This window comes from Streptomyces sp. WM4235, from assembly GCF_001279725.1.
Lineage (GTDB): Bacteria > Actinomycetota > Actinomycetes > Streptomycetales > Streptomycetaceae > Streptomyces.
Genome location: NZ_LGDE01000293.1, coordinates 23,473 through 48,617 on the forward strand (window position 1 = coordinate 23,473; position 25,145 = coordinate 48,617).

Sequence of the window (25,145 nt, forward strand, 5' to 3'; positions counted from 1 at the left end):
AACGGCAGCCATGAGCGACACGAAAACCCGACCCCCCGTGGCCGCCTCCCGCCGGGACGCCCGCCGCACCAGGCGCACCGCGGCCCGGGGCCGCCGCTGGGCCCGGCGCCGCGCGCACCGGGTGCCCACCGTCCTGCAGATGGAATCGGTGGAGTGCGGCGCGGCCAGTCTGTCGATGATCCTCGCCCACTACGGGCGCCACGTCCCGCTGGAGGAGCTGCGCGCCCTGTGCGGCGTCTCCCGGGACGGCGCCCGTGCGAGTTCCGTGCTGGCCGCTGCCCGCTCGTTCGGACTCGTCGCCAAGGGCTTCCAGGCGGAGACCGACCAGTTGGAGGAGAAGCTCCGCAGCGGGCCCGTCATCATCTTCTGGGCGTTCCAGCACTTCATGGTGGTCGAGGGCATCACCACCCGGTTCGGACGCACCCAGGTCGCCGTCAACGACCCGGCGAGCGGCCCCCGCCTGATGGAGTGGTCCATGTTCGACTCCGGGTACACCGGCGTCGTCCTCACCTTCGAACGCGGCCCCGACTTCACGCCCGGCGGCCGCCGCAGCAGCACCGCCGCCGCCCTCCTGGACCGGCGCCTGCCGTCCGGGCGCGCCCTGCCCCTGGTCCTGCTGGCCAGCCTGCTGCTGGTGGTGCCGGGCATCGTCGGCGCCGCCTACTCGCGGGTGTTCCTCGACCGGGTGCTCGTCTCGGACTCACCCACGGCCGTGCTGCCACTGATCCTGGCGATGTCCGTCACCGCACTGATGGTCTTCGTCCTCACCTCCGTGCAGCAGCACTACCTGCTGCGCATGGAGATCCGTACCGGACTGGTGGCGTCGGCGCGCTTCTTCCGCCATCTACTGCGGCTGCCCATCGAGTTCTTCCTGCAGCGCCGCCCGGCCGAGGTCGCCCGACGCGTCGCGAGCAACGACACCGTCGCGATGATCCTCTCGCGCGACGTCGCCGCGACCACCATCAACATCGCGCTCGTCGTCTTCTACGGCGGCCTGATGGTCCGCTACGACGTCCTGCTCGGCCTGCTGGGCCTGGCCACCGCCGCCTTCAACGTGCTGGTCCTGCAACTGGTCTCGCGCTCCCGCAAGGACGCCGTGGACGCGCTGCGCGCCGACCGCGGCAACCTGATCGGCACCACGTTCGCGACCCTGTCCACCATCGAGTCCGTCAAGGCGACCGGCGCCGAGCCCGACGCCTTCACCCGCTGGGCCGGTTTCCTCGCCAAGGTCACCACCGCCCAGCAGCGGCTCGGACAGACCACCGCGGTGCTGACGGTCCTGCCGCCCCTGCTGGCCGTCGTCAACATCGGCGTCATGCTGCTCGTCGGCGGCCTGCGGGTGGCCGACGGCACCCTCAGCGTCGGTATCCTCGTCACCTTCCAGACCCTCCTCGCCGCCCTCAGCCGCCCCGTCACCCAGCTCACCAACCTGGGCAGCCGGCTCCAGGAAATGAACGCCGACCTCAAGCGCATCCACGACGTGGAGAAGTACCCGCAGGCCCGAGGCTTCCAGCCCGGCGCATCCGGGAAGGACGGCCTGACGGACGACGCCCCCGCCGGCCGGCCCGGGCGAATCGGCGGACCGACGAACCGGCTCGACGGCGAACTCGTGCTGGACGACGTCACCTTCGGCTACGGCCCGCTCTCCGACCCCGTCGTCACCTCACTCACCCTCACCGTCACCCCCGGTTCCCGCACCGCGATCGTCGGCGGCTCCGGCAGCGGCAAGTCCACCGTGGGCCGGCTCGTGACCGGCCTGTACGAGCCGCGCTCGGGGCAGATCCTCATCAGCGGACAGCCCCGCGAGGAGATCCCCCGTACCGTCCTCGCCGCCTCCATGGCCTACGTCGACCAGGACGTCGCGCTCTTCGCCGGCACGGTCCGCGACAACCTGACCCTGTGGGACGACACCGTGCCCGACGAGGTCGTCCTCGCCGCCCTCCAGGACGCCGCCGTCTTCGACGAGGTCATGTCCCGGCCCGGCGGCATCAACGCCAAGGTGTGCGAACAGGGCAGCAACTTCAGCGGCGGCCAGCGCCAGCGCCTGGAACTCGCCCGCGCGCTCGCCGCCCGCCCCACCCTGCTCGTCCTCGACGAGGCCACCAGCGCACTCGACCCGGCCACCGAGCGCACCGTCATGGACAACCTGCGCCGTCGCGGCTGCGCCTGCCTGATCATCGCCCACCGGCTTTCGACCGTGCGCGACGCCGACGAGATCATCGTGCTCGACCGGGGCGTCATCACCGAACGCGGCACGCACGACGAACTGCTGACCGCCCAGGGCCGCTACGCCGCCCTGTTCGACTCCAGCCGCTCCGAGGAGAAGGACACCCTGTGAGCACTCCCTCCGCCGCGGCCGCCGCCTCCCGGACCGTCTGCCTGGACGACCCCGCGACCCTGCTGTACGTGGAATCCGGCGCGGCCGACCTGTTCGCCGTGGACCGCGGACCGGACGGCGGCGGCGGCGAGGAGCACGGCCGGCGCTACTTCCTGTGCCGCGCCGAGGCCGGCATGCTCGTGGTGTGCGGCACCGGCGGCGAGAGCCGCCACACCGTCATCGCCCGGCCCGTGCTCGACGCCCGGCTCACCCGGCTGCCGCTGTCCGTCCTCGACCAGATCCGCCAGGGCCGGGCCACGCTGCCCCGGTCGGCCGGCGACCGTCCCGCCGCGCTCGACCACGCCCGGCTCCTCGCCGGCCTCACCGCCGGGCTCACCGCCCTCGCCGACGCGCTGCCCGGCGCCCTCGCGCCCCGCCAGTTCACGTCCCTGAGCACCACCGACGGCACCGAACTCGACAAGGGCGACGTGGCCCGCTCCGTCGACGGGGTGCAGTTCGTCCGCGTGGAGTCCGGCCTCCTCGACCCGGGCGACCCGGCCACCGAGGGCGCCGCCGCAGACCTCGACGGGGAGGAGGACACCAGTGAGCTGGAGCCCGTCGGCCCCGGCGCCGAGCTGGTCCTGACCGAGCAGGACTGGGTCCGGGCCCGCGGCGCCGCCCGCCTCACCACCGCCTCCCTCCTCTCCGTCTACCGGGAGGGCCGGCTGACGGACGCGCTGACCGAGCACTCCGCCCGGCTGCGTACCACCGTCGACCACCGCATCGCCGTCCAGCGGGCCCGTGAGCGCGCCGAACTCGCCGCGCGCCGCGCCCAGGACGGCAAGGTCCTGTCGTCCGCCGTCCGCACCTTCGACGCGGTCCTGCACGACACCGGCACGCGCCTGAAGCTCGCGGACGTCGCCGACGACGAGCCGATGCTCGCCGCGGTCCGGCTGGTCGCCTCCCGGCAGGGCTTCTCGGTCCGCCCCCCGGTCCGAAGCCCCGGCCCGGGCCGCCGCAGCGCCGCCGAAGACCTGCGGGCCATCGCCCTCGCCTCCGGCTTCCGCACCCGGGGCATCCGGCTGGAGGACCGCTGGTGGACCCGCGACGTGGGGCCGGTGCTCGGCTACCACGTCACGGGCCGGCCCGTCGCGCTGCTGCCCCTCGGCCACGGCTACGTCCTCGTCGACGACGGCCGGGTCTGCGTGCTCAACGCCGAGACGGCCGCCCGGCTGCGCCCCGCCGCCGTCGTGCTGTACCGGCCGCTGCCCGCGGCCGTGCGCGACGTCCCCAGCCTGCTGAGGTTCGGCCTTTCGCCCTCCCTGGGGCACGGCCGGGACCTGGTCCGGCTCGCGCTCACCGGCGCACTCGTCGCCCTGATCGGTCTGATCATCCCGGTCATGACCGGCAAGGTGCTCGGCGAGTTCGTGGCGGACGCCAACCGGAACCTGATCGTGCAGGGGTCCCTGGTCGTCATCGGCTCGGGCCTGGTGACCGCCGCGCTGTCCGTCGTACAGAACTTCGCCGTCCTACGGCTGGAGAGCCGCACCGGCGCCGCCATGCAGGCCGGGCTGTGGAACCGGCTGCTGTCCCTGCCGGCCGCGTTCTTCACCCGCTACTCCACCGGTGAGCTGGGCACCACCGTGCTCGGTGTCACCGCCGCCCAGGAACTCCTTTCGGGGATGCTCACCACGGCCACGCTGGCCCTGCTGACCGGCCTCGCCAACCTGGCCCTCGTCTTCTGGTACGACCTGACCCTGGCCCTGGTCGCCGCCGGTCTCACGGCCGTCGGCGTGCTGTTCGCCGCGGCGGCCGGGCGGCTCCAACTGCGTTGGGCGCGACGCGAGTACACGCACGAGCAGGCGATGTCCGCGATGGTCTTCCAGATGCTCACCGCCATGCCGAAGCTGCGGGTGGCCGCCGCCGAGGAGCGGGCCTTCGCCGAGTGGACCCGGCTGGCCGCCCGCGGCCACGCCCTGTCCGCCCGCGTCCGCCGGGTGCAGAACAGCGTGACGACGTTCAACGCCGGCTTCCCGCTGGTGTGTTCGGCGGTCGTCTTCGGGGTGACCGCGGGCCCCCTGCACGGGGAGGTTCCGCTCGCCACCTTCCTGCCGTTCTTCGCGGCCTTCAACCTGCTGCTCTCGGCGGGCCTGCAGTTCACCGCCTCCGCCGTGACCGCCGTCGGCACCGTTCCCATGCTGGAGCGGCTGAAGCCCATCCTCGAAGCGGAGCCGGAGAACGACGGCACCAAGGTCGACCCCGGCGACCTGTCCGGCCGGATCGCCGTCTCGCACCTGTCGTTCCGCTACGGCCAGGACGGCCCGCTCGTCCTCGACGACGTCAGCCTCACCGTGATGCCGGGTGAGTTCATCGCCGTCGTCGGCGCTTCCGGCAGCGGCAAGTCCACCCTGCTGCGGCTGCTGCTCGGCTTCGAGACCCCCATGTCCGGCAGCCTGCTGTACGACGGCCAGGACCTCGCCGAGCTGGATGTCTCCGCGGTCCGCCGGCAGTGCGGAGTGGTGCTGCAGAACGGCGCGCTCCAGGCCGGCGACATCCTCGCCAACATCGTCGGTTCCGGCGGCCACACCCTCGACGACGCCTGGGCGGCGGCCGAGATGACGGGCCTGGCCGACGACATCCGGGCCATGCCGATGAGCATGAACACCGTGCTCTCCGAGGGCACCAACACCCTCTCCGGCGGCCAGCGCCAGCGCCTCATGATCGCCCGCGCCCTGGTGGCGCGGCCGCGCCTGGTCTTCTTCGACGAGGCGACCAGTGCCCTCGACAATCCCACGCAGGGACTGGTCGCCGAGAGCACGCGCCGCTTGAACGCCACCCGGATCGTCATCGCGCACCGGCTGTCCACCGTGGTCGACGCGGACCGCATCGTGGTCATGGACCGGGGCCGGGTCGTCCAGCAGGGCACGTACGAAGAGCTCATGGCGGACGCGGACGGACTCTTCGCCCGGCTGGCGGGCCCACAGATGTCCGACGCCGCGAACACGCCGTGAAGGCAAGTGATATGACGGAATGTGAGTTCGGGTGGCGGTCGCGGACGGGAGGTGCGACGCTCCCCTCGCCCGACCGCTCACGGCATCCGCCGTCAGGTGAGATGATCCTTCCGCAAACGATGCACCCCACGACCAACCCGCCCGCCGCGCACATGGCGTGCGGACGGGTACGACCGATCCACCGAGTAGGGGGACCCACCCATGTCACAAGGTCCGAAGACTGCCGCCACCAACCTGAACGTGCTGCTGCCCGTGGCGTACGCGATGGCCGTCGTCGTCACCGCGAGCCTCGCCTCCGGCACGGCCGCCACCGCCGTCGCCGTCGGCGGCGGGGTGCTGCTGGGCCTCTGGTTCGCCTTCGGCCGCCGCCGCGCCACCCGCGGCTGAAGCGGCGGCTGACACGGCTGACGGGCGCACTTCAAGATCCGCACCCCTTTCGGCTTCCGGGGTGCGGGTGGGGCGGAGGCCGGTCGCGGCCCGCGGTGGATCGCCGTCCGGCGTACCCCCGCCCCGGGGCACGCCGGCGGGACACGTCAGCGAGCGAGAAGGTCGTCCTGGGCGCTGACCGCCGTCTCGAAGGTGTCCAGGGCGCGGGCCCACACCCCGTCCCAGTCCGCCAGGCGCCGCAACTGCGGGGCGAGTTCGGCGGAGAAGGCGAGGGTGGCCTCGCTGGGCAGGAGGGAGGGCAGGTTGTCGATGGCGATCAGGTCGAGGGGTGCGCCGCCCGCGGTGAGTGCGCGTACCGGCTCCTCCCAGGTGGTGGTCTCGTCGTACACCGGCAGCACGTTGCAGTCGGAGGTGACGTCGCAGGTGACGTCGGAGACGAGGGAGAGGCGCCGGCCCGGGTCGTCGAGGTCTGCCTTGGTGAGGAACGGCGGGACTGGAGTGGTGGTGAGCACGGTGTTGACCATCAGGTCGTGGCCGATGAGCGCGGCGCGGTCGATCTCGCGGGTCTCGGCGAGGTCCCAGCGGGTCGGCTCGATGCCGGCGGTGGTCAACGCGTCGCAGGCGCCGCGTCCGCTGCGGCCGAGCGCGCCGATCACGAGTGCGGTGCCGTCCGCGCCGGTACCGGGTGCTCCCGCGCCGGAGGCCAGCAGTGCGTCGAGGGCGGGGCGGTCGGTCGGCCGCAGGGGTGCGGTGAGCAGCCCGCGGCGGTGCAGGACGGCGAGGGCCGCTCCGACGTACCCGGCCCAGTAGCCGAACGCCGCGACACGGCGGCCGGCCTCGTCGATGAGGTACTCCATGTCGAGCAGGGCGCCGCCGCCGGCGGTGAAGCGGGCGAGCAACTCGGCAGCGCCGGCCTGACCCTTGTAGGCGTGGCCGAAGTAGATGTGCCGGTGGCGCAGGACGGGGGCGCCGGGGCCGGCGGGAAGTTCCTTCAGGCCGAGGACGTAGGCGTCGTCGGGGGCCGTGAGCCAGGAGGCGGTGGGTGCGGTGTCGCAGCCGGCCGCGGCGTAGTCGGCGAGGGGGAACACGCGCTGTTCCGAGGCCTCGACGGTGATCCGGAGGCCGGCCCGGACGAGCTGTCCGGCGTCGGAGGGGGTGAGGGGGGCGCGGCGCTCGGTGGGGCGGGACTCGTGCCGCATCCAGAGGTGCGGGGTCTTCGACATGAGGGGTCATTCCTGTCTGGGGGCGTGCGGTTGGCAGACGCCCGGCCGTGGTGCGCGCCGGGCGGTACGGTCCCCACCGGTGCCGCCGGCGCCACCGCTGTCACTGGTGTCTCCGGTGCCGCCTGTCCCCCGTCCCGACCCGGCCTGCGGTGCCCGTAACGCGCCACCCGGTCGGATCCGTCCCCGCCGGCGAGTCGGCCCCGGCCGCTTCGGTGTTCGAGGTGCGGGATCCGGGGCGGGCCCCGTGAGCGGGTCAGAGGTGCGGGATGCGGGCATTGGCCAGGGGGCGGTAGGTCGGGGTGTCCGTGGACGACAAGCCTGCCGTGCGGAGTTCCGTCACGATGGCGGCGGCGAGGGTCGAGGCGAGGGCTTCTCCCGGGCAGCGGTGGGACGACGCACCGAAGGTGAAGATCATCGGATTCACTCTTCCGGGTGATAGCTCGTGTGGATCCGGGTTGACGGCCGGGTCACGGTTCGCGGCGGCGAGGAGGACCAGGATCTGCTGCCCGCTCTCCACCGCACGGCCGTCGTGGGCGAAGGGCGTTCGGCCACCAGGCGTGCGTGGTACGGGTAGGGGTCCGCCGGTCGGACCGCGTCGATCGGCGTGGTGGCGCTCACCTCACGCTCCCCGGCCGGGCGTGACAGGTGACGCCGGGGCGCCGGGGTGCGTGACGGCGGACGCCCGGCCGGCGGAGGTCGCGGGTGTCGTGGGCGGGGTCAGGAGTGCGTTGGCCTCGGCGTACGGGATGGCGTCCGCGCCGAAGTCGAACGTGCCGGACCCGGCGATTTCCCGGGCGGCCCGGGTGAACGCGCCGAGGGCCGCGCGGGAGAGGGCGGAGCCGGTGCTGATCCGGCGGACTCCGAGGGCTCCGAGTTCGGCGACGGACAGCTTCAGGGCGCCGCCCATGAGGACGTTCACGGGCCGGTCAACGGCGGAGCAGACGGCACGGATCGCTTCGGCGTCGGGCAGGGCCGGGGCGTAGAGGACGTGGGCGCCGGCGGCCTCGTACGCCCGGAGGCGGCGGATCGTGTCGTCGAGGTCGGGGCGGCCCTGGAAGAAGTTCTCGGCGCGGGCGGTGACGGTGAAGGGGAAGTCCAGTTCCTTCGCCGCCTCCACGGCGGCCGCCACCCGTTCCACCGCCTCGTCGAGCGGTCGCACGGGGTCCTCGTCGCGGCCCGTGGAGTCCTCGATGGAGCCGCCGACGAGGCCGGCGGCCGCGGCGAGGCGGATGGTCTCGGCGATGTCCTCGGGCCGCTCCCCGAAGCCGCTCTCCAGGTCGGCGGTGACCGGCAGGCCACTGGCCTCGACGATCACGGCCGCGTTGGCGAGGAGTTCGGCGCGGCTGATCTGGTTCGTGCCGTCGGGGCGGCCGAGGCTGTGGGCGAGGCCGGCGCCGGTGGTGGCGAGTGCCGCGAAGCCGAGGCCCGCCAGGATGCGTGCGGTGCCCGCGTCCCAGGGATTGGGGACGACGAACGGCCGGTCGGCGGCGTGCAGATCCCGAAAGGCGACGGCGCGCGCGTGTCGGGCGGCTGTGGTGGTGCGGTTCATGGGTCCTCGCTGGATGTCCGTCGTCCGGTGGTCGGATCGGTCCAACGTACCGACCAACCGGGCGAGTTGCTCTGAGAATCGCTTCCGCGCGTCGCTCAGAGCGCGAAGCCGAGGGCGAAGGCGCCGACGACCGGGGCCATGTAGATGACCGGGAAGGGGATGTGCGCGTACGAACGGGCCTTGATCACGGTGATGACGGCGCCGAGGTAGTACAGCACCAGGCCGATGCCGGCCGCGATGCCGACCACGGGGAGGAAGATCCCGACGACGAGGCCTGCCGCGCCCAGGGCCTTGGCGGCGCCGAGGGGCGTCCACCAGGCCTGGGGCACGCGGTACTCGTTCATCGCCTCGACGACCCACTTGGCCCGCGAGAGCAGCGAGTAGCCCGAGAAGCCCGACATGGCGGCGGCGAGGACGGCGACGATGGTGGCGGCGGTGTTCATCGGGAAGCTCCTTCTCAGGTGATCGCCCCTGCGGCGACCTCACCCCCTTGACCCGCCGCGTGCCACCGGTGTGACAGGTCTCGGGAGAAAGTGTTCTCATTTCGTCGAGGGCGCGCCCCCGGGGAGCGCTTCGACCCGCCGCCTGCGGGACACGGCCACACCGGCCAGGCAGATCGCGCCACCCAGCAGGGTCAGCCACCCGGGGACCTCGTCGAGGGCGATCCAGGCGATGAACACCACGACGGCCGGCACCGCGTAGGTGGTCGCGCCCATCTTCCCGGCGGTGGTCCGCGACAGGGCGTAGGACCAGGTGGTGAAGGCCAGCGCGGTCGGGAAGAGCCCCAGATAGACCATGTTGAAGGTGGCGGTGAGCGGGGCGTCGGGCAGTTGGTCGACGAGCTGCCCGATGAACGGCAGGGTCACGGCGGTACCGACGAAGCAGCCGTACGTCGTCACCTGAAGCGGGGTCGCGTGGGCCAGGGCGGGTTTCTGGAGGACCACGCCGGCCCCGTAGGTGAGGGCGGCGAGCAGGCAGAGCAGTACGCCGGTGAGGGAGGAGGAGCCGCCGTTGGAGGTGGACACTCCCACCACGACCGCGCCCACGAAGGAGACGGCCATGCCCGCCAACAGCATCGGGGGGAACCCTTCCTTCAGCATCCATCCGCTGAGCAGGGCGATCACGATGGGGCCGATGTTCACGATCATCGCGGCGGTGCCGGCGTCGACGCCCTGCTCGCCCCAGTTCAGCGCGACCATGTACACCCCGAACCACAGCACTCCGGACCCCACGATCCCGGGCCAGGCCTGGCGCGGCGGTGGCGGCACCCGTTTGACGATCAGTACGAGGCCGAGCGCGATCGAGGCGGTGAGGAGCCGCCCGAGGGCCAGTGCCCCGGGTCCGAAGTGCTCGGCTGACGCGCGGATGGAGACGAATGCGGACGCCCAGAGCACGACGGTGATTCCTGCCGCGACGAGAGCGCGATGATCTGGTCCGGTATCCCCGGCCGTGTGGTGGTCCATGCGAGCAAACTACCGACGGGTCGAGGACACTGCCCAGGCCATTTCCGAGGACTGCGGCGAGGGCTGAGGCGGGAGGGCTGAGGCGGGAAGGCTCCGCCCGCTCCCGCTCAGGAACGGTGGGCGGGGGCGGTGAGCAGGCTCCGCAGGCGGGCCGCGTAGGCGCGGGGGCGGGTGGTGTTGCCGTTGTGGCCTCCCGGGAAGGTGCATATCGCGGTGTCGAGGAGGTCCGCCAGGGCGGTCGCGCACCGGTGGTCGAAGACCGATGCCGAGGTGGTCGCGCCGATGGCCGGGACGATCCGGGTCGTGGTGCGGGCGAGCGCGGAGAGGTCGAGGGTGTCCTCGATGATCGCCGAGAAGTCGTGCTCGACGAAGTAGTCGAAGTTGGCGCGGCGGCGGTCGTCCAGAGGCTCGGGGGTCACATCCGGTTCGACTTCCTGGCGGGTCGGGTCGATGCCCAGGACCCGGGCGATCTCGGGGAGCGCGACGCCAAGCCCGGATGAGCGGTAGACCTCTTGTAACCCTGCCAACTCCGCTTCGTGGTCGGCCCGGTCGGCGGCCGGCAGCAGGCGCGGGGCGACCGGCTCGTGGGCGATGAGGGTGTCCACTCGGCCCGGGTGTCGGGTTGCCAGGTGGAGGCCGATGGTCGCGCCGAGGCTGCACCCCAGCATCAGGGCGGGTTCGTCGCTGACGGCGGTCAGCAGCCGGTGCACGTCCTCGGCGTGCTCGGCCAGGGTCGTCGTCCGGCCGGGTTCGTCGAGCCGACTGCGGGAGAGGCCCCGGCGGTCGTAGGTCAGGACGGTGAAGGCGTCTTCGAGGTGCGACACCAGGTCCACGGTGCGGTCGGCGTCCCCCTCACCGCTCTGGGAGATCAACAACAGTGGCCCGGTGCCGCGGAGTTGGTAGTGAAGGGTGCAGCCGGGAGCTGCGAGGGTGGCGTTCAGGGTGGACATGGTGACTCCTCCGCTTCGATCGACACGGACCTTCGTCCGCTGCTCTGCGATCAGCCTAATCCATCGAAACAGATACATCAAGAGAGATGCATCCTCCTCGATGCATCGATCGTGATGTACCGTGGGCCCGGTGGATGGAATCGAACTGTTCCTGCTGGGCCGGGCCTTGATGAAGCTCGGCGAGGAAGCCCTGCCCGAGCCCCCGGGCGGATCCGGTCAGTACGCCGGCAGCACCCGCTCGGTGGTGATCGTGGCAGGGGACATCGCCGCGCATCCGGACACCACCGTCGGCGAGACCGCGCTGCGCACGGGCCTGCCGCAGAGCCAGGTGTCGGGTGCCGTGGCCCGGTTGCGCGAGGTGGGATCGGTGGAGACCGCGCCCGATCCGGCCGATCGCCGGCGCACGCTCGTACGCCAGTCCCCCGAGGTCTCCGCGCGTGTGGCCGCCGTGCGGGCCGCCGGCGCCTCCAAGGTCGAGGAGGCCCTCGCCCGGACGCTCGGAGAGGCGGAGGCGGAACGGCTGCCGACGGTCACCGAGGCCCTGGAGGTACTGGCCCGCCATCTGGTACGCCCCTGAGGACGCCGCCGGCAGCGCCTCACTCCCCCGCGCCGGCGCACCCCGTCGGCGCGGGCGCACCCCGTCGGCGCGGGCGCACCCCCTCGGCGCCGCCTCACCCGTCGACACCTCACCCCGTCGACGTCACCTCACGTCACCTCACCCCGCCGGCCCGGACCGCCCCGCCAGGGTCGTGAACGCCGCCAGGTCCTCGGCGACAGCCCGGGACACCGCGTCCCGCTGCTCGTTCAGGTAGAAGTGCCCGCCGGGGAAGCCGCGGAAGGTGAAGGCCCCCGTGGTCAACTCCCGCCAGGCCATGGCCTCGGACACGCCTACCCGGGGGTCGGACTCACCGGTCAACACGCTCATCGGGGCGCGCAACACCGGTCCGGGCACGTGCCGATGGGTCTCCACGGCGTGGTAGTCGCCGCGCAGCGCCGGCAGGATCAGCTCGCGGAAGTCCGGATTGGCCAGGAGTCTGGCGTCGGTGCCGGCGAGTTCGCTCACCAGGGCGATCAGCGCGTCGTCGTCCCGCGGGTCGACGCCCTCGGAGCGCTCGATCAGCGGCGAGCGACGTCCGGACAGGATCACACCGCGGGGGGCCGTGCCCGCGTTCTCCAAGCGGCGCGTCAACTCGTAGGCGATGAGGGCGCCCATGCTGTGTCCGAACAGCACCAACGGCCGCTCCCGCCACGGCCTCAGCGCCTCCAGCAGCCCGTCGACCATCGCGTCGATGCTGCCCGGAACCGGCTCGCCGATGCGCTCCTGGCGCCCGGGGTACTGGGCGACGAGCACCTCGGCACACGGGGCCAGGGCCGCGGAGAACGGGTGGTAGTAGGCGGCGCCGCCGCCCGCGTGCGGAAGGAACACGAGGGTCGGCGCGGAACCGGAAGACGGCTCGGGGTGGAAACGGCGCAGCCAGGGCGAACCGGTCCTGCGGTCGAGAACGGGCGCGACGACGACATCCGGAGCGGGCGCGGGAACGGGACCTGGCGTGGCAACGGGGCCGGACGCGGCAACAGGGCCGGGCGCGGGGACGGAAGGGGGAGGGGGAGTCGTCATCGCCGGTCCTCCGAGTCGTTCGTCAGCAGCAGCTTCTTCTGCGGCTTGCCCATGGCGTTGCGCGGGATGGCGGTCACGAAGCGGACCTCGCGGGGGCGTTTGTGCACCGACAGGTGCGCGGCGACGAAGTCGGTGAGTTCCGTGCCGGTGACGTCCTGCGCGACGACGAAGGCCACGATCCGTTGGCCGAGGTCCGCGTCCGGCAGCCCGACCACGGCCGCCTCGCTGACCCGGGGATGGTCGAGGAGGGCGTTCTCGATCTCACCCGCGCCGATGCGGTACCCGCCGGATTTGATCAGGTCGATGGAGGCCCGGCCCACGATGCGGTGGACCCCGTCGGTCTCGTCGACGGCGGCGATGTCGCCGGTGCGGAACCACCCGTCCTCGGTGTACGCGGCGGCCGTCGCCTCGGGGCGGCCCAGGTATCCGGAGAACAGTGTCGGCCCGGTGAGCTGGAGTTCCCCGATCTCGGCACCCGGTTCGGCGGCGATACGGGTGCGGATGCCGCGCAGCGGGGTGCCGACCGTACCGGGTCGGACGTCTCCGCCGGCCCGGCCGCTGACGGTGATCAGGGTCTCGGTCATTCCGTAGCGCTCCACCGGGCGCAGGCCGGTCAGGGCCTCCAGGTCCCGGAAGACCGGTGCGGGCAGGGCGGCGCTGCCGGAGACGAGGAGCCGGGCGCGGGAGAGCGCGGCGGCCTCGGCCGGGGAGCCGGCGATCCGGGACCAGACGGTGGGGACTCCGAAGTACAGGCTGCCGGCGGCCTGCGCGTAGGCCTCGGGGGTGGGGCGGCCGGTGTGCACGAGCCGGCTGCCGGTGCGCAGTGCGCCGAGGACCCCGAGGACGAGTCCGTGTACGTGGAAGAGGGGCAGGCCGTGCACGAGGGTGTCCTCGGCGGTCCACTGCCAGGCCTCGGCGAGGGCGTCGAGGTCGGCGGCGATGGCGGCGGCCGTGAGGACCACGCCCTTGGGGGGTCCGGTGGTGCCGGACGTGTAGAGGATCAGGGCGGGGTCGGTCGGCCCGGCAGCGGGCGTGACGGGGGCGTCGGCGCGGCGGGTGTAGTCCACGTCGAGGAGCGCGGCGCCGGAGTCCCGGAGGATGTGCTCGCGTTCGGCGTGGCCGGCGTCGGGGGGCAGCGGTACGAGGGGTACCCCGGCGAGCAGCGCGCCCACGGTGGCAGCGACGGTCTCCAGGGAGGCGGTGGCCGTCACGGCGACGGCCGGTGCGCCGCCGGCGGTGATGTCGCGGGCCACGGCGGAGGCCGCGCCGAGCAGTTCCTCGTAGGAGGTGGCGCGGCCGGCGACGGTGAGGGCGTCGGGGCGGTCTCCGTACACGCCGTCCAGTGCGGTGAGCACGCGGCAGCTCCCTGGTGATCCGATGGATGGTGGCAGGGTCAGGCTACGGGTCCGATCGCCGGTCGGTGGCGAGGGGTTGCGTGCGTGAGCGGCCCGCGCCGTCGCGGCCCCCGAGGGAGCCGCGACGGCGCGGTGCGGCGCGGTGCGGTGCGGTGCGGCGCGGGTGGGCTCAGATCACGCCCTGGGCCAGCATCGCGTCGGCGACGCGCTCAAAGCCGGCGATGTTCGCACCCGTCACGTAGTCGCCGGGGGCGCCGTACCGCTCGGCTGTTTCGTGGGCGACGGCGTGGATCGAGCGCATGATGCCCGCCAGTTCGCTCTCGACGTGCTCCGCGCTCCAGGACACCCGGCCGGCGTTCTGCGCCATCTCCAGGGCGCTCACCGCGACTCCGCCCGCGTTCGCGGCCTTGCCGGGACCGAAGGCCACGCCCGCCTGCTGGAGGACGCGCACGCCCTCCGGGGTGGTGGGCATGTTGGCGCCCTCGGAGACCGCCTGGACGCCGCCGCGCACCAGGGTCAGCGCGTCCGCCTCCGTCAGTTCGTTCTGGGTCGCCGACGGGAAGGCGACGTCCGCCGGGACCTCCCAGACCCGGCCGCCGGGGACGAAGCGGGCCGAGGCGCCGCGTCGCTGGGCGTACTCGCTGACCCGGCCGCGTTCGACCTCCTTGATCTGGCGCAGCAGCTCCAGGTCGATGCCCTTCTCGTCGACGACGTAGCCCTGCGAGTCGGAGGCGGTGACGGGGTTGGCGCCGAGCTGCCGGAGCTTCTCGATCGTGTACAGGGCGACGTTGCCGGAGCCGGAGACCACGGCGGTCAGGCCGTCGAGGGAGGCGCCCCGCACGGCGAGCATCTCGGCGGCGAACAGCACGTTGCCGTATCCGGTGGCCTCGGGGCGGATCAGCGAGCCGCCCCAGCCCTTGCCCTTGCCGGTGAGCACGCCGGCTTCCCAGCGGTTGGTGATGCGCCGGTACTGGCCGAACAGGAAGCCGATCTCGCGGCCGCCGACGCCGATGTCACCCGCGGGGACGTCGGTGTGCTCGCCGATGTGGCGGTGGAGTTCGGTCATGAAGGACTGGCAGAAGCGCATGACCTCGGCGTCGGACTTGCCGTGCGGGTCGAAGTCGCTGCCGCCCTTGCCGCCGCCGATGCCGAGACCGGTGAGGGCGTTCTTGAAGACCTGCTCGAAGCCGAGGAACTTCACCACGCCGATGTCCACCGACGGGTGGAAGCGCAGGCCGCCCTTGTAGGGGCCCAGCGCGCTGTTGAACTCGACTCGGAAGCCGCGGTTGACGTGGACGCGGCCCCGGTCGTCCTGCCACGGCACGCGGAAGAGGATCTGCCGCTCGGGCTCGGTCAGCCGCTCGACCAGAGCCACCGCCGGGTCGGCGTACTCGGATCGGGCGGCGAACACCGGGGCCAGGGTGTCCAGTACTTCGCGTACGGCCTGGTGGAACTCGGGCTGGGCGGGATTGCGGCGCTCGATGTCGGCCCGGAGCGCGTCCAGCCTGTCCTTGTGGTCCTTCACGAAAGTGATCCTCTCGGGAGTCGCTGGTGGCCGTGCGGGGCCGGGAGCCGGAGCGTACCCCGCGTCCGGACGAGGTCAGGCAGGGCTTGAGCTGATCGGACAAGTCCTCGGGCTCGCGGGAATTCCCTGGGGCACGGTGTGACGTGGACCGTATGATCGGCCGCACATCGGACGAGCCACACGACCGGGGGGCCTGCGTGGAAACGGTACGGTTCGCGTCACTGATCGCGGCGATGATCACGGTGGGGCTGATGAGCGGCCTCTTCTACGGGTTCTCCGTGTCCGTCATGCCGGCTCTCGAGCGCAGCGACGATCGGATCGTCATCGAGGTCATGCAACGCGTCAACGTCGCCATCCTCAACGGCTGGTTCCTGCTGGGCTATCTCGGCGCCCTGGTCTTCACCGGGCTGGCGCTGGGCCTGCACGTGGTGGACGGCCCTGATGGCGCGCTGGTGCCGCTGATCGCGGCGTTCGTCTGCTACGTCCTGGCGATGGTCGTGACGGGTGTGGTGAACATTCCGCTGAACAACGCGTTGGAGAAGGCCGGCCCGGTCGATCGGATCGCCGACCCGGCCGCCGTTCGCCGCGCGTTCGAGAGCCCGTGGGTACGGGCCAACGTGTGGCGCACGCTGCTGTGCACGGCGAGCGCCGGGTTCCTGGCCTGGGCGCTGCTCGTCCAGGGCGCCTGACGGCCGGGCGCCCGGCGAAGGGTCGCCGGCGGCCACCGGCCGCTGGTCAGCGGGTCGTGGTGGCCCGGCCGTACAGGATCAGCGCGCGGGTGAGCGCGGTGAGCGCGGCCGTGCACAGCAGGGTGCGGATGATGTTCGTGGTGACCCAGGTGCCCTTGAACTCGTCCACGATCGAGAAGTCGGTCAGTTTCGCCACGTCGCCACCGGCGGCCAGGTCGTTGTTCAGCGGGATGTTCACCGCGAAGGTGATGACCAGGACGACGAGGTAGGCGACGGCTGCCGAAGCGACCCACAGGGCGGTTCCGCGCCGGCCCGCGCGGAACTCGATGATCGCGGAGGCCACGGCGGCCACCAGGGCGAGCAGGAACACGGTGACGAAGAGGCCGCTGCCGTCGATCGCCGCGTTGAAGGAGCGCATGGCGCTCACGTACGTACGGTTGTCGCCGTCCGCGAGGCCGGGCATCACCGAGACGTCGAAGGCGAGGAACAAGCCGGCCATCAGGCCCACGAGCACGGTCGAGAGCGCGAGAAGAGCCGTGGACACGCGGGTGGCGCCGGCCGGATTCAGTGTCATGGAAGCAGATCCTGGCACTCAACTCTCTTGACTGCCACGCTTTTTGACGGTGTGAAACTCTGTGATGATCCCGGGTCGGCCCGCCCCTTCAGGAGAGCGCGCTGGGTTTCCTGGGTGGCGGAACGGCTCTGAGGAGTTCCCACAGGGGGCGGGAGCCGCCGGCCCATTGGGCGAGGAGGTGGCGGTCGACGAGGTGGAGGTGCTGGGACTTGGCGAAGGCGAGCGCGGGTCCGGAGAAGCGGCCATTGGTGAGCATGACCAGGACGTCGCCGCCGTGGACCTGGCGGCCGGTGCCGTTGAGGACCTGGAGGTCCGGGGTGCCGACCGCGGAGCCGGACCAGCCGGCCTTGCGGTGCTTGCACTGGATCACCCAGCGGCGGCCGTAGGGGTCGGTGGCTTTCACGTCCGCGCCGTTGTCGCCCCGTCCGCCGACCTTCTGGGCATCGGCGCAGCCGTCGCGGTGCATGAGGTCCCGTACGGCGAACTCGAAGTCGTTGTAGTGGAGGCCGTCGAGGTGCTCGACGGCGTAGCGCAGCCCCCGGGCCCGGACTCGTTCCCATCGGGCTGCCTCCTGGCGCCGTCGCAGCCAGACCCATCCGATACCGGCCGTTGCCACCAGGATCAGGATCATGACCCACGGGTGGGCGGCCAGCCATGACAGGAGTGCCATGACCAGGCTGAAGGCCACCGCGGCGGCCAGGCCGAGCAGCCACAGCTCCTCCGAACGGCCGCCCTTGCGACGCCGTGCGCCGCCACCGCGCTTGCGCCGCCTCGCGGGCGGGCGACGGGTCACCGACCGCTCGCCGTGTCGGGGAAGACGATCGGATACGAGACCGTCGGCTCCGGCCGAGGTGTGGGCCGGTTCTCCCACGCCGGCCACTTGATCGGATAGATCGGCCCGCCGGACGTCGATCGCGGTTGTGGTCGGGGTAACCCCTGCCCTGGCTCCGCGTCCGCCCCGGCCGTGGTGGGGCTGTTGCCGAGGATGAACACCCCGGCCACGATCAGGCCCAACAGGGCGGTCTCCCGGCGGGCCCCCGGTGGCAGCCGGAGATGGCCACTGACTTTGGTTCCGTCCGACTTCACATACGTGTTGATCCAGGGCACAGCCGCATCCCCCTCAGTGGTCGCGTCGCGTCTGCCGGCGCAACCGGCCCATGAAAGCACTTGCCACTGACAACACGTCACCCAAGTTCATCAAGTGTGATCATCCGCTGATGCGACATCGTTTTCCAGGCACTCGGGCCCGCGGCGACGACTCGGGCCCCGTCCCGGTCAGGCGTGCCGTGAACCTCGCCCCGAGCAACACCCCGCCCGCGTAATGTCCCTTGCGTGAATGAGGCGAACGCGACGGACAGGACCGAGATCCCCGACGGCGTCCTCGCCGAACTGACCGGCGCGTTCGGCCTCGGAGCGGTGCGAGGGCAGCGGTATCTCGCCGACGGGCCGATGAACGCGAACTGGAAGGTGGACACCTCGGCCGGGGTGTTCGCACTCAAGCGGGTCACCGATGTGTCGCTCGATCGGTTGGTCCGCAACCTCGGGGTGTTGGCGTCCCTGGCCGCCGATGGCGTTCCGGTCGGCGCTCCCGTGGCGACCGGCTCCGGCGCTCTGGCGGCGGAGGTCGCGGGAGGTGTGTGGTGCCTGTTCCCGTGGGCGGCCGGCGTGCACGTCCGTGGTGTCGACCTCAGCCTCGCCCAGGCCGGCTGTCTGGGGGCGCACCTGGGACGGCTCCACGAGAGTCTGGGGCGCGCCTGCCGCCTGGGGCTGCTCCCCGCGGTGCCCGGGATGGTGACCGCCGACGTGACGACGCCCGAGCGAGCGGTGGGGACGTCGGAGCGGCTGTCGCGTGCGGTGGCGGACAAGGGCACCGGCAGTGCCTTCGACCAGGCGGCCGTGGCCGCCCTGGAGCGGCGGCGGGTGCTGATCGGCGGGCATGCCGACGGCCGGCCGCGGGACGCGGTCCCGGTGGGCGGTCACGGGTGGACGCACGGTGATGTCCAGTACCGGAACCTGCTGTGGGGGGACGGCGAGCTGACCGCCGTTCTCGACTGGGACCGCGTCGGTGTCCGCCCGTACGCCGAAGAGGTCGCACGGACCGCCCAGGTGCAGTTCGGCGTGGACGGGGTGTTCGACCTCGCGCGGGTGTCGGCGTTCGTGCGCGGCTACCGGTCCCTGCTCCCGCTGGAGACGCCCGCCCTGGTGGACGGCGTACGTCGGCTGTGGTGGAAGCGGATGACGGACTTCTGGCAGTTGGAGTTCCACTACGACCGCGGTGACTTCTCCTGCGATGGGCTGTTCACCGCGGACGAGGCCTTGTTGCACTGGTGGACCGATCGCCTCGGTCAGGTGGAGGCAGCCTTCGTCGAGCAGTAGATCCCCGAGTCTTCGAGAAGGGTCGGGCGGGCGTCGAGGCTCACGCTCCGGGGGCTCCGGCTCGGGGCGCGGGTCGGGGCACCGTGATCGCGGTGACGATGAGGCCGTCCCGGACCAGCCAGCCGCCGTCGAAGGAGTCGAGCCGGACCCCGTCGATCTCGGGGCCGGGCACCAGCAGCCTGGCGTGGAAAGTGGACCAGGCCGGGTCGACGGTGATCTCCGCGTCCTGGAAGTCCAGCCAGCGTCCGGTCAGCGGGTACCAGACCTTGTACACGCTCTCCTTGGCGCTGAAGAGGAGTCGCTCCCACTGCACCTCGGGTCGGCGGGCGGCGAGTTCGGGCAGCCAGGCGCGTTCCCCTTCGACGGTCACCAGGTCCGCGACGCCCCGGCTGCGCAGCGGCAGGTTGGGTTCGGCATCGATGCCCAGCGCGGCCACCTTCCCGGCGGGCGCCACGACGGCCGCCCGGTAGCCCTGGCAGTGGGTCATCGCGCCGACGAATCCGGCGGGCCACCGGGGCGCCCCCTTCGGGTCGCGCAGGATCGGCGCGGGGGCGACGCCGAGCTTGCCGAGGGCCTCGCGCGCGCAGCGCCGTACGGTCGCGAACTCCCGTCGGCGTCCGTCCTCGGCGCCCGCGACGAGGAGTTCCTCCTCGGGGTGGAGGTCGGCCAGGGCCCCGGGGTCGTCTGCGAAGGACTCCACGGCGGTCGTGCCCGGGGCCAGCAGTTCCTCGATCATGTGCGCTCCGCGAGGATCCGTACGGCGCCCGCCGGGGCGGTGGCGCGTTGCTTCCACTCTCTCGGGTACCCCAGGGAGACCTCGTGGTGTGGGATCCCGTCCTGGTGGATCAGGCGCGGGATGTGCAGGTGTCCGTAGACCACGGCCGCCGCCCGGAAGCGGACGGGCCAGTCCTCGGTGGCCTCTGTTCCGCACCACAGGGCGAACTCGGGGAACCGCAGGACGCGGGTGGGTTCGCGGACCAGCGGATAGTGGTTGACCAGCACGGTCGGCAGGTGGTCCGGGATCTCGGCGAGCCGCGCGGCGGTGTGCGCGACGCGTGCCCGGGACCACGCCTGGCGGCTGGGGTAGGGGTCGGGGTGGAGGTAGAACTCGTCCGTGCAGACGACCCCGGCCCGCTCGGCGATGTCCATGGCCTCCTGCCGGGTACGGGCTCCGGCGGGCCGGAACGTGTAGTCGTACAGCAGGAAGAGCGGGGCGACGGCGACGGGGCCGCCGGCGCCCTCCCACACCGGGTACGGGTCCTCGGGGGTGATGACGCCCAGGCGGCGGCAGATGGCGACGAGGTGGTCGTAGCGGGCCTGGCCGCGCAGTTGGACCGGGTCGGCGGCGGTGGTCCACAGTTCGTGGTTGCCCGGCGCCCAGATCACCTTGGCGAACCGGTCGCTGAGCAGCCGGAGGGTGTCCTCGAAGTCGACGGTGGACTCGCTGACGTCCCCGGCGAGCAGCAGCCAGTCGTGTTCCGTCTCCGGTCGCAGGCCGTCGACGACCTTCTTGTTCTCGTCGTGGCGGACGTGCAGGTCGCTGATGGCCAGCAGCCTGCCGGGGCCGGTCGGCATCAGGCGGCCCCCAACGCGCTCGCGCCGCTGCGGTGGAGTGCGGCGCGGATGACGGCGGCCACCTGCGGAACGCTGTGGTCGAGGTAGAAGTGCCCGCCGGGCAGGATCCGTACGTCGCTGCCCGCGGCGGTGTGCACCCGCCAGGCGGCGGCGTCCTCGACGGGGACGACGGGGTCGCGGTCGCCGACGAGCACGGTGAAGGGCACGTCGAGGGGGCGGCCGGGCTGCCAGGCGTAGGAACCGATGGCCTTGTAGTCGGCGCGCAGGGGCGGCATGACCATCTCCAACAGGTCGGGGTCGTCGAAGACCCTCCCGACCGTCCCGCCGAGCGTGCGGATCATGGCGATCACCTTCTCGTCGGTGTCCAGCCGGTCGCTGGCGCTGCCGAGCGGGGTCGGGGCGAACCGGCCGGACAGGAACAGCCGCTCGGGGGCGGGCAGTCCGCGCCGGTCGAGTTCGCGGGTCAGCTCGTACGCGAGCACGGCACCCATGCTGTGCCCGAAGAAAGCGTACGGGCGATCGTCGCCCCGGCGGCCGGGCCCGGGCATCGAGGTGGCGGCGAGTTCGTCGGCGAGCGCGGTGACGAGCCGGCCTATGTCGTCCACGGCGGGTTCCATCCGGCGGTCCTGACGGCCGGGGTACTGCACGGACAGGACATCGAACTCGGGGGTCAGCTCCTGCGACAGCGCGAGGTAGGCGCTGGCCGCGCCGCCCGCGTGGGGAAAGCAGAACAGGCGCGTGTCGCTGTCGGACGCGGGGCCGAACCGCCGGAACCAGTCATTGGCCATGTCTTCTCTCCTTCAACATCCTGTCGAGTCGACTTCCAGGGTCGGTCGAGGCGGTGGACCGCCGGTCGAGAGGCCTTGGACGGGTACTACAGGCACCCCCACAGCCTGGGCGAACGTCGTGCCGGAGCGGGCGGTGGGCCGTGGGTTACCGCGCCGTGAGACGGCGTGGCGAGACTTCGATCCGTTTCTCGCCACTCCCCACCGAACTCCCCACCGAGCCCTGAGCGGTCGCCTTTCCGCTCTCCTCTCCCCCGCTCCCGCCCTTGGAGGCGCGCCCCATGTCCAGCACGGAAACGGAACCCCGGCAACTGTCCCGGGGCCAGATCGTCGGTCTGGCCGTCGCCAGCATGATTCCCGCGGTGGGTCTCGCCGCGGTGCCCGCCCTGATGTTCGTCTCGGCCGGGAACGGCAGTTGGCTGTCCGCCCTGCTGTCGGCCGCGGTGACCACGTTCGTCGGCCTGTCGGTCGTCACCTTCGCGCGCCGGCACGTCGCCAACGGCTCGCTGTACTCCTACCTTTCGCTGGTCTTCGGCCCGTGGGCCCGGCTGGTGGCGGCCGCCTCGCTGCTGCTCGGCTACGCGGCGATGATCGCGGGCATCACGATGGTGATCGGGGTGTACGTCGGCAGCTTCCTGCTGTCCCGGGGGTTCGCGGCCGGCCTGGAGGTGCCGGCGCAGCTCGCGGTGTACGCGGTGGCGCTGCTGATCGCGGTGTTGTTCGCGCGGCGCGGCGTCGACCTGTCGGTGAAGGCGGCGGTGGTGTTGATGGCCGTGGCGATCCCGGTGGTCGGTGTGGTCGTGGTGGCCGGCGCGGCCACGACCGGGCTGCACCTCGCGGAGCAGTTGTCCTTCGAGGGCAGGTTCTCCTTCAGCGGGGTCTTCCAGGGCATGGCGGCCGGGGCGACGTTCCTGATGGGCTTCGAGAGCTGCGCCGCGCTGGCGCGGGAGACGAAGGATCCCAAGCGGGACGTACCGTTCGCGGTGTTGGGCATTCCGGTGCTGCTCGGGGTCGTGTACCTGGTGGCGACGGTGCTCCAGGTGCCGGGGCTGTTCGCGGCGGCGGACGACCTGGCGGCGGGCATGTCGCCCGCGGCGGCGTTGGCGTTGAACGCGGGGCTGGGCGAGACCTTCGCGAGCGCCACCGACCTGGTGCTGGCGGTGGCGACGTTCGCGGGTCTCATCGGGTTCGTGAACTTCGGGTCGCGGTTCGTGGCGACGCTCTCGGACGACGGTCTGTTGCCGCGCCGGGTGGGCCGCGCGCACCCCGAGCACGGGTCGCCGACCGTCGCCGTGACCGTCCTGGCGGTGATCGGTTTCGCGGTGCTCGCGGTCGCCTTGCTCGCCTATCCGGAGTCGTTGCTGTCGGTGTACTCGGCGTTGGCCACGCTGATCGTCTACCTGTGGGTGTTCCCGTACGTGCTGATCTGCGCGGCCCACGTGGTGCTGCTGGTGCGCGAGCGGGCGGTGAGGCCGTTGTCGTACCTGACGGCGGTGCTCGGGGCGACGGCGATGGGCTGGGTGTACCTCAACGGGTGGGTCAACCCGCCCGCCTCGCCGGTGGACGCCATGTCGTACGTGGCGCTGGTGCTGATCGGGGTGACCGTGCCGGCCCTGGCGTGGGCGCGGCGCGGTGCGCTGCGGTCCGCGCGCGAGTCGTCCGGGGCGCGGGAGGTCCCGGAGGCCCGCGTCGAGGCGCCGCCGGCGGAGCGCCTGTCGGACTCGGCGCGCGCCTGACCGCGGGGTACGGCCCGTGTCGTCCAGGCTGCCGGCCGGACAGGCCCGAGGCCCCGTCCCACCGTGTGGTGGGGCGGGGCCTCGGGCCGTGCGGGGGTCGATCATTCGCCGCTCAGGCCGTGTTGGCCCAGGTGGGCTGGGCGCCCGCGGCCCAGGACGTGGCCGCGCGGCGGCGGGCCGCGGAGGGCGTCCAGCGGGCCGCGGCCTGCTCCTGCTCCTCCTCGGCCAGCCGGATCGCCTCGGCCGCCCGGGCCCGCATGACCGCCGCCAGGGCCACCGCGAGCGCGGCGACCTCCTCGGCGGCCGGTGAGCCGCTGGTGATGCGCCAGGCCTGGGCGGAGAGGAACTCCGACGTGTCCGGCTCGGTGGGGACCGCTCGTACCGCCATCGGGTCTCTCCCTCTACTGAGGCTGGTTGCCGTGCTTGCGGCTGGGCAGGGGGGCGTGCTTGCCGCGCAGTACCGCGAGGGCGCCGATCAGCGCGGCTCGGGTGTCGGCCGGGTCGATGACGTCGTCGACCAGGCCGCGCTCGGCGGCGTAGTACGGGTGCATCAGTTCCTCGCGGTACTCGTCGATGCGCGCCGAGCGGGTGGCCTCGGGGTCGTCGGAGGCGGCGATCTCGCGGCGGAACACCACGTTGGCCGCGCCTTCGGCGCCCATCACGGCTATCTCGTTGATCGGCCAGGCGAGCGCGATGTCGGTGCCGATCGAGCGGGAGTCCATGACGATGTACGCGCCGCCGTAGGCCTTGCGCAGGACGAGCGAGATCCGCGGGACGGTCGCGTTGCAGTACGCGTACAGGAGCTTCGCGCCGTGTCGGATGACGCCGTTGTGCTCCTGGTCGACGCCGGGCAGGAAGCCGGGTACGTCGACCAGGCTGACCAGCGGGATGTTGAAGGCGTCGCAGAGTTGGACGAACCGGGCGGCCTTCTCCGACGACTGGATGTCGAGGACGCCGGCCATGTTCTGCGGCTGGTTGGCGACGATGCCGACGACCTGACCGCCGAGGCGGGTCAGCGCGCAGATGATGTTCGGCGCCCAGCGCTCGTGGACCTCGAAGAACTCGCCGTGGTCGGCTATCTCCTCGATGACCTTGTGCATGTCGTACGCCCGGTTGGGGTCGGCCGGCACCAGGTCCAGCAGGGCCTCCGTGCGGCGGTCGGCCGGGTCGTCGGCGACTTCCGCCGGGGGCAGTTCCCGGTTGTTGGAGGGCAGGTAGGAGAGCAGGTGCCGGACGTCCTCCAGGCAGTGCTCCTCGTCGTCGTACGCGAAGTGCGCCACGCCCGAGACGGAGGAGTGCACGTCGGCGCCGCCCAGGGCGTCCTGGGTGATCTGCTCACCGGTGACCGCGGCGACCACGTCGGGGCCGGTGATGAACATCTGCGAGGTGCCGCGCACCATGAAGACGAAGTCGGTGAGGGCCGGCGAGTACGCGGCGCCTCCCGCGCACGGGCCCATGATCACGCTGATCTGCGGGATCACGCCGGAGTTGCGGACGTTGCGCTGGAAGATGCCGCCGTATCCGGCGAGGGCGGTGACGCCCTCCTGGATGCGGGCACCCGCCCCGTCGCACAGGCCGATGATGGGTGCACCGGCCTTCTCGGCGAGGTCCATCAGTTTGTGGATCTTCTGGGCGTGTGCCTCGCCGAGGGCGCCGCCGAAGATGCGGAAGTCGTGGGCGTACGCGAACACGGGGCGGCCGTTGACCTGGCCGTAGCCCGTGACCACGCCGTCGCTGTGCGGTTTCCTGTCCTCCAGGCCGAACCCGGTCGCACGGTGCCGCCGGAAGGCTTCCACCTCGGTGAACGTGCCCTTGTCGAAGAGGAGTTCCAGGCGGTCGCGGACGGTCAGCTTGCCCTTCCTCCGCTGCGCCTCGGTCGCCTTCTCGCTGGGGCCGGCGATGACCGACTCGCGGAGTTCGGCGAGCTCCGCCACCCTCGACCCCATGGTCGCGGCCGGCGGAGGGCCGGTCGGCGCTTCCTCGACGATGCTCATGCTTGATCCTTTCCAGAT

At 72.3% G+C, this 25,145-nt stretch carries 23 protein-coding genes; 7 read left to right on the top strand and 16 right to left on the bottom strand.

All coding sequences use genetic code 11. The features are described 5' to 3' along the window. Window positions 1-10: 10 nt before the first annotated feature. The 3 genes from ADK55_RS19820 (at window position 11) to ADK55_RS37815 (ending at window position 5,715) form a co-directional block, all read left to right on the top strand. A complete protein-coding gene (locus tag ADK55_RS19820) occupies window positions 11-2,338 on the top strand; it encodes an NHLP family bacteriocin export ABC transporter peptidase/permease/ATPase subunit (protein ID WP_053680564.1) in 2,328 nt (775 codons plus the stop codon). After that, window positions 2,335-5,328, top strand: coding sequence for an NHLP bacteriocin export ABC transporter permease/ATPase subunit (locus ADK55_RS19825; RefSeq protein WP_053680566.1), 2,994 nt, complete (start codon window positions 2,335-2,337; stop codon window positions 5,326-5,328). The genes ADK55_RS19820 and ADK55_RS19825 overlap by 4 nt, the downstream gene beginning before the upstream one ends. A gap of 201 nt (window positions 5,329-5,529) precedes the next feature. Continuing rightward, the gene (locus ADK55_RS37815; RefSeq protein ID WP_053680568.1) at window positions 5,530-5,715 is read left to right on the top strand and encodes a hypothetical protein; all 186 of its coding nucleotides are present in this window, start codon (window positions 5,530-5,532) and stop codon (window positions 5,713-5,715) included. Window positions 5,716-5,861: 146 nt separating this feature from the next. On the opposite strand, the gene ADK55_RS19835 is transcribed toward ADK55_RS37815, so the two are convergent. The 6 genes from ADK55_RS19835 to ADK55_RS19855 all read right to left on the bottom strand — a co-directional run bounded on the left by ADK55_RS19835 (window position 5,862) and on the right by ADK55_RS19855 (window position 10,900). Continuing rightward, window positions 5,862-6,938, bottom strand: a complete 1,077-nt coding sequence (locus tag ADK55_RS19835) for a saccharopine dehydrogenase (RefSeq protein ID WP_053680570.1) — start codon at window positions 6,936-6,938, stop codon at window positions 5,862-5,864. 253 nt (window positions 6,939-7,191) lie between these two features. Then, complete coding sequence (locus ADK55_RS38680) at window positions 7,192-7,455, bottom strand: hypothetical protein (RefSeq protein WP_159041484.1); 264 nt, start codon at window positions 7,453-7,455, stop codon at window positions 7,192-7,194. A gap of 102 nt (window positions 7,456-7,557) precedes the next feature. After that, complete coding sequence (locus ADK55_RS19840) at window positions 7,558-8,487, bottom strand: isocitrate lyase/PEP mutase family protein (protein WP_078999169.1); 930 nt, start codon at window positions 8,485-8,487, stop codon at window positions 7,558-7,560. A 95-nt stretch (window positions 8,488-8,582) separates the two neighbouring features. Further along, window positions 8,583-8,930, bottom strand: a complete 348-nt coding sequence (locus tag ADK55_RS19845) for a DoxX family protein (protein ID WP_053680572.1) — start codon at window positions 8,928-8,930, stop codon at window positions 8,583-8,585. 96 nt (window positions 8,931-9,026) lie between these two features. Next, entirely contained in the window at window positions 9,027-9,950 is a 924-nt protein-coding gene (locus ADK55_RS19850; protein ID WP_053680574.1) for a DMT family transporter, read from the bottom strand. A gap of 107 nt (window positions 9,951-10,057) precedes the next feature. Further along, a complete protein-coding gene (locus ADK55_RS19855) occupies window positions 10,058-10,900 on the bottom strand; it encodes an alpha/beta fold hydrolase (RefSeq protein ID WP_053680576.1) in 843 nt (280 codons plus the stop codon). A gap of 169 nt (window positions 10,901-11,069) precedes the next feature. Between ADK55_RS19855 and ADK55_RS19860 the strand changes: the two genes are divergently transcribed. Further along, window positions 11,070-11,477 (top strand): MarR family transcriptional regulator, encoded by a 408-nt coding sequence (locus ADK55_RS19860; RefSeq protein ID WP_053680613.1) that lies wholly within the window; start codon window positions 11,070-11,072, stop codon window positions 11,475-11,477. A 138-nt stretch (window positions 11,478-11,615) separates the two neighbouring features. On the opposite strand, the gene ADK55_RS19865 is transcribed toward ADK55_RS19860, so the two are convergent. From ADK55_RS19865 to gdhA, 3 genes are all read right to left on the bottom strand, one after another. Continuing rightward, on the bottom strand, window positions 11,616-12,518 hold the full coding sequence (locus ADK55_RS19865; RefSeq protein ID WP_078999171.1) for a thioesterase II family protein: 903 nt from the start codon (window positions 12,516-12,518) through the stop codon (window positions 11,616-11,618). Beyond that, entirely contained in the window at window positions 12,515-13,873 is a 1,359-nt protein-coding gene (locus tag ADK55_RS19870) for an AMP-binding protein (protein WP_053680578.1), read from the bottom strand. Before ADK55_RS19870 ends, ADK55_RS19865 begins: the two co-directional genes overlap by 4 nt. Window positions 13,874-14,042: 169 nt before the next feature. Further along, entirely contained in the window at window positions 14,043-15,398 is a 1,356-nt protein-coding gene (gene gdhA / locus ADK55_RS19875) for an NADP-specific glutamate dehydrogenase (protein WP_199826574.1), read from the bottom strand. Between the two features lie 197 nt (window positions 15,399-15,595). Between gdhA and ADK55_RS19880 the strand changes: the two genes are divergently transcribed. Further along, window positions 15,596-16,087: a DUF1772 domain-containing protein gene (locus ADK55_RS19880; protein ID WP_053680616.1), complete on the top strand. Its 492-nt coding sequence runs from the start codon at window positions 15,596-15,598 to the stop codon at window positions 16,085-16,087. A 46-nt stretch (window positions 16,088-16,133) separates the two neighbouring features. Here ADK55_RS19880 and ADK55_RS19885 read toward each other — a convergent pair whose 3' ends face one another. Further along, window positions 16,134-16,661, bottom strand: coding sequence for a DUF1772 domain-containing protein (locus tag ADK55_RS19885; protein WP_053680581.1), 528 nt, complete (start codon window positions 16,659-16,661; stop codon window positions 16,134-16,136). Between the two features lie 88 nt (window positions 16,662-16,749). Continuing rightward, window positions 16,750-17,454: a restriction endonuclease gene (locus ADK55_RS19890; protein WP_053680618.1), complete on the bottom strand. Its 705-nt coding sequence runs from the start codon at window positions 17,452-17,454 to the stop codon at window positions 16,750-16,752. Between the two features lie 539 nt (window positions 17,455-17,993). Between ADK55_RS19890 and ADK55_RS19895 the strand changes: the two genes are divergently transcribed. Then, window positions 17,994-19,037, top strand: coding sequence for a phosphotransferase (locus tag ADK55_RS19895; protein WP_053680583.1), 1,044 nt, complete (start codon window positions 17,994-17,996; stop codon window positions 19,035-19,037). Window positions 19,038-19,077: 40 nt separating this feature from the next. Here ADK55_RS19895 and ADK55_RS19900 read toward each other — a convergent pair whose 3' ends face one another. The 3 genes from ADK55_RS19900 to ADK55_RS19910 are packed head-to-tail and all read right to left on the bottom strand — an operon-like array spanning window position 19,078 to window position 21,400. Further along, a complete protein-coding gene (locus ADK55_RS19900) occupies window positions 19,078-19,773 on the bottom strand; it encodes a 4'-phosphopantetheinyl transferase family protein (protein ID WP_053680585.1) in 696 nt (231 codons plus the stop codon). Then, window positions 19,770-20,612: a metallophosphoesterase family protein gene (locus ADK55_RS19905; protein ID WP_053680587.1), complete on the bottom strand. Its 843-nt coding sequence runs from the start codon at window positions 20,610-20,612 to the stop codon at window positions 19,770-19,772. The genes ADK55_RS19900 and ADK55_RS19905 overlap by 4 nt, the downstream gene beginning before the upstream one ends. Then, the gene (locus tag ADK55_RS19910; protein WP_053680589.1) at window positions 20,612-21,400 is read right to left on the bottom strand and encodes a thioesterase II family protein; all 789 of its coding nucleotides are present in this window, start codon (window positions 21,398-21,400) and stop codon (window positions 20,612-20,614) included. The genes ADK55_RS19905 and ADK55_RS19910 overlap by 1 nt, the downstream gene beginning before the upstream one ends. Before the next feature lie 278 nt (window positions 21,401-21,678). Here ADK55_RS19910 and ADK55_RS19915 point away from each other — a divergent pair, with 278 nt between their 5' ends. Further along, complete coding sequence (locus ADK55_RS19915) at window positions 21,679-23,133, top strand: APC family permease (protein WP_053680591.1); 1,455 nt, start codon at window positions 21,679-21,681, stop codon at window positions 23,131-23,133. 112 nt (window positions 23,134-23,245) lie between these two features. On the opposite strand, the gene ADK55_RS19920 is transcribed toward ADK55_RS19915, so the two are convergent. Beyond that, the gene (locus ADK55_RS19920) at window positions 23,246-23,521 is read right to left on the bottom strand and encodes a hypothetical protein (RefSeq protein WP_053680593.1); all 276 of its coding nucleotides are present in this window, start codon (window positions 23,519-23,521) and stop codon (window positions 23,246-23,248) included. 13 nt (window positions 23,522-23,534) lie between these two features. Next, window positions 23,535-25,127, bottom strand: coding sequence for an acyl-CoA carboxylase subunit beta (locus ADK55_RS19925; RefSeq protein WP_053680595.1), 1,593 nt, complete (start codon window positions 25,125-25,127; stop codon window positions 23,535-23,537). Window positions 25,128-25,145: the final 18 nt, after the last annotated feature.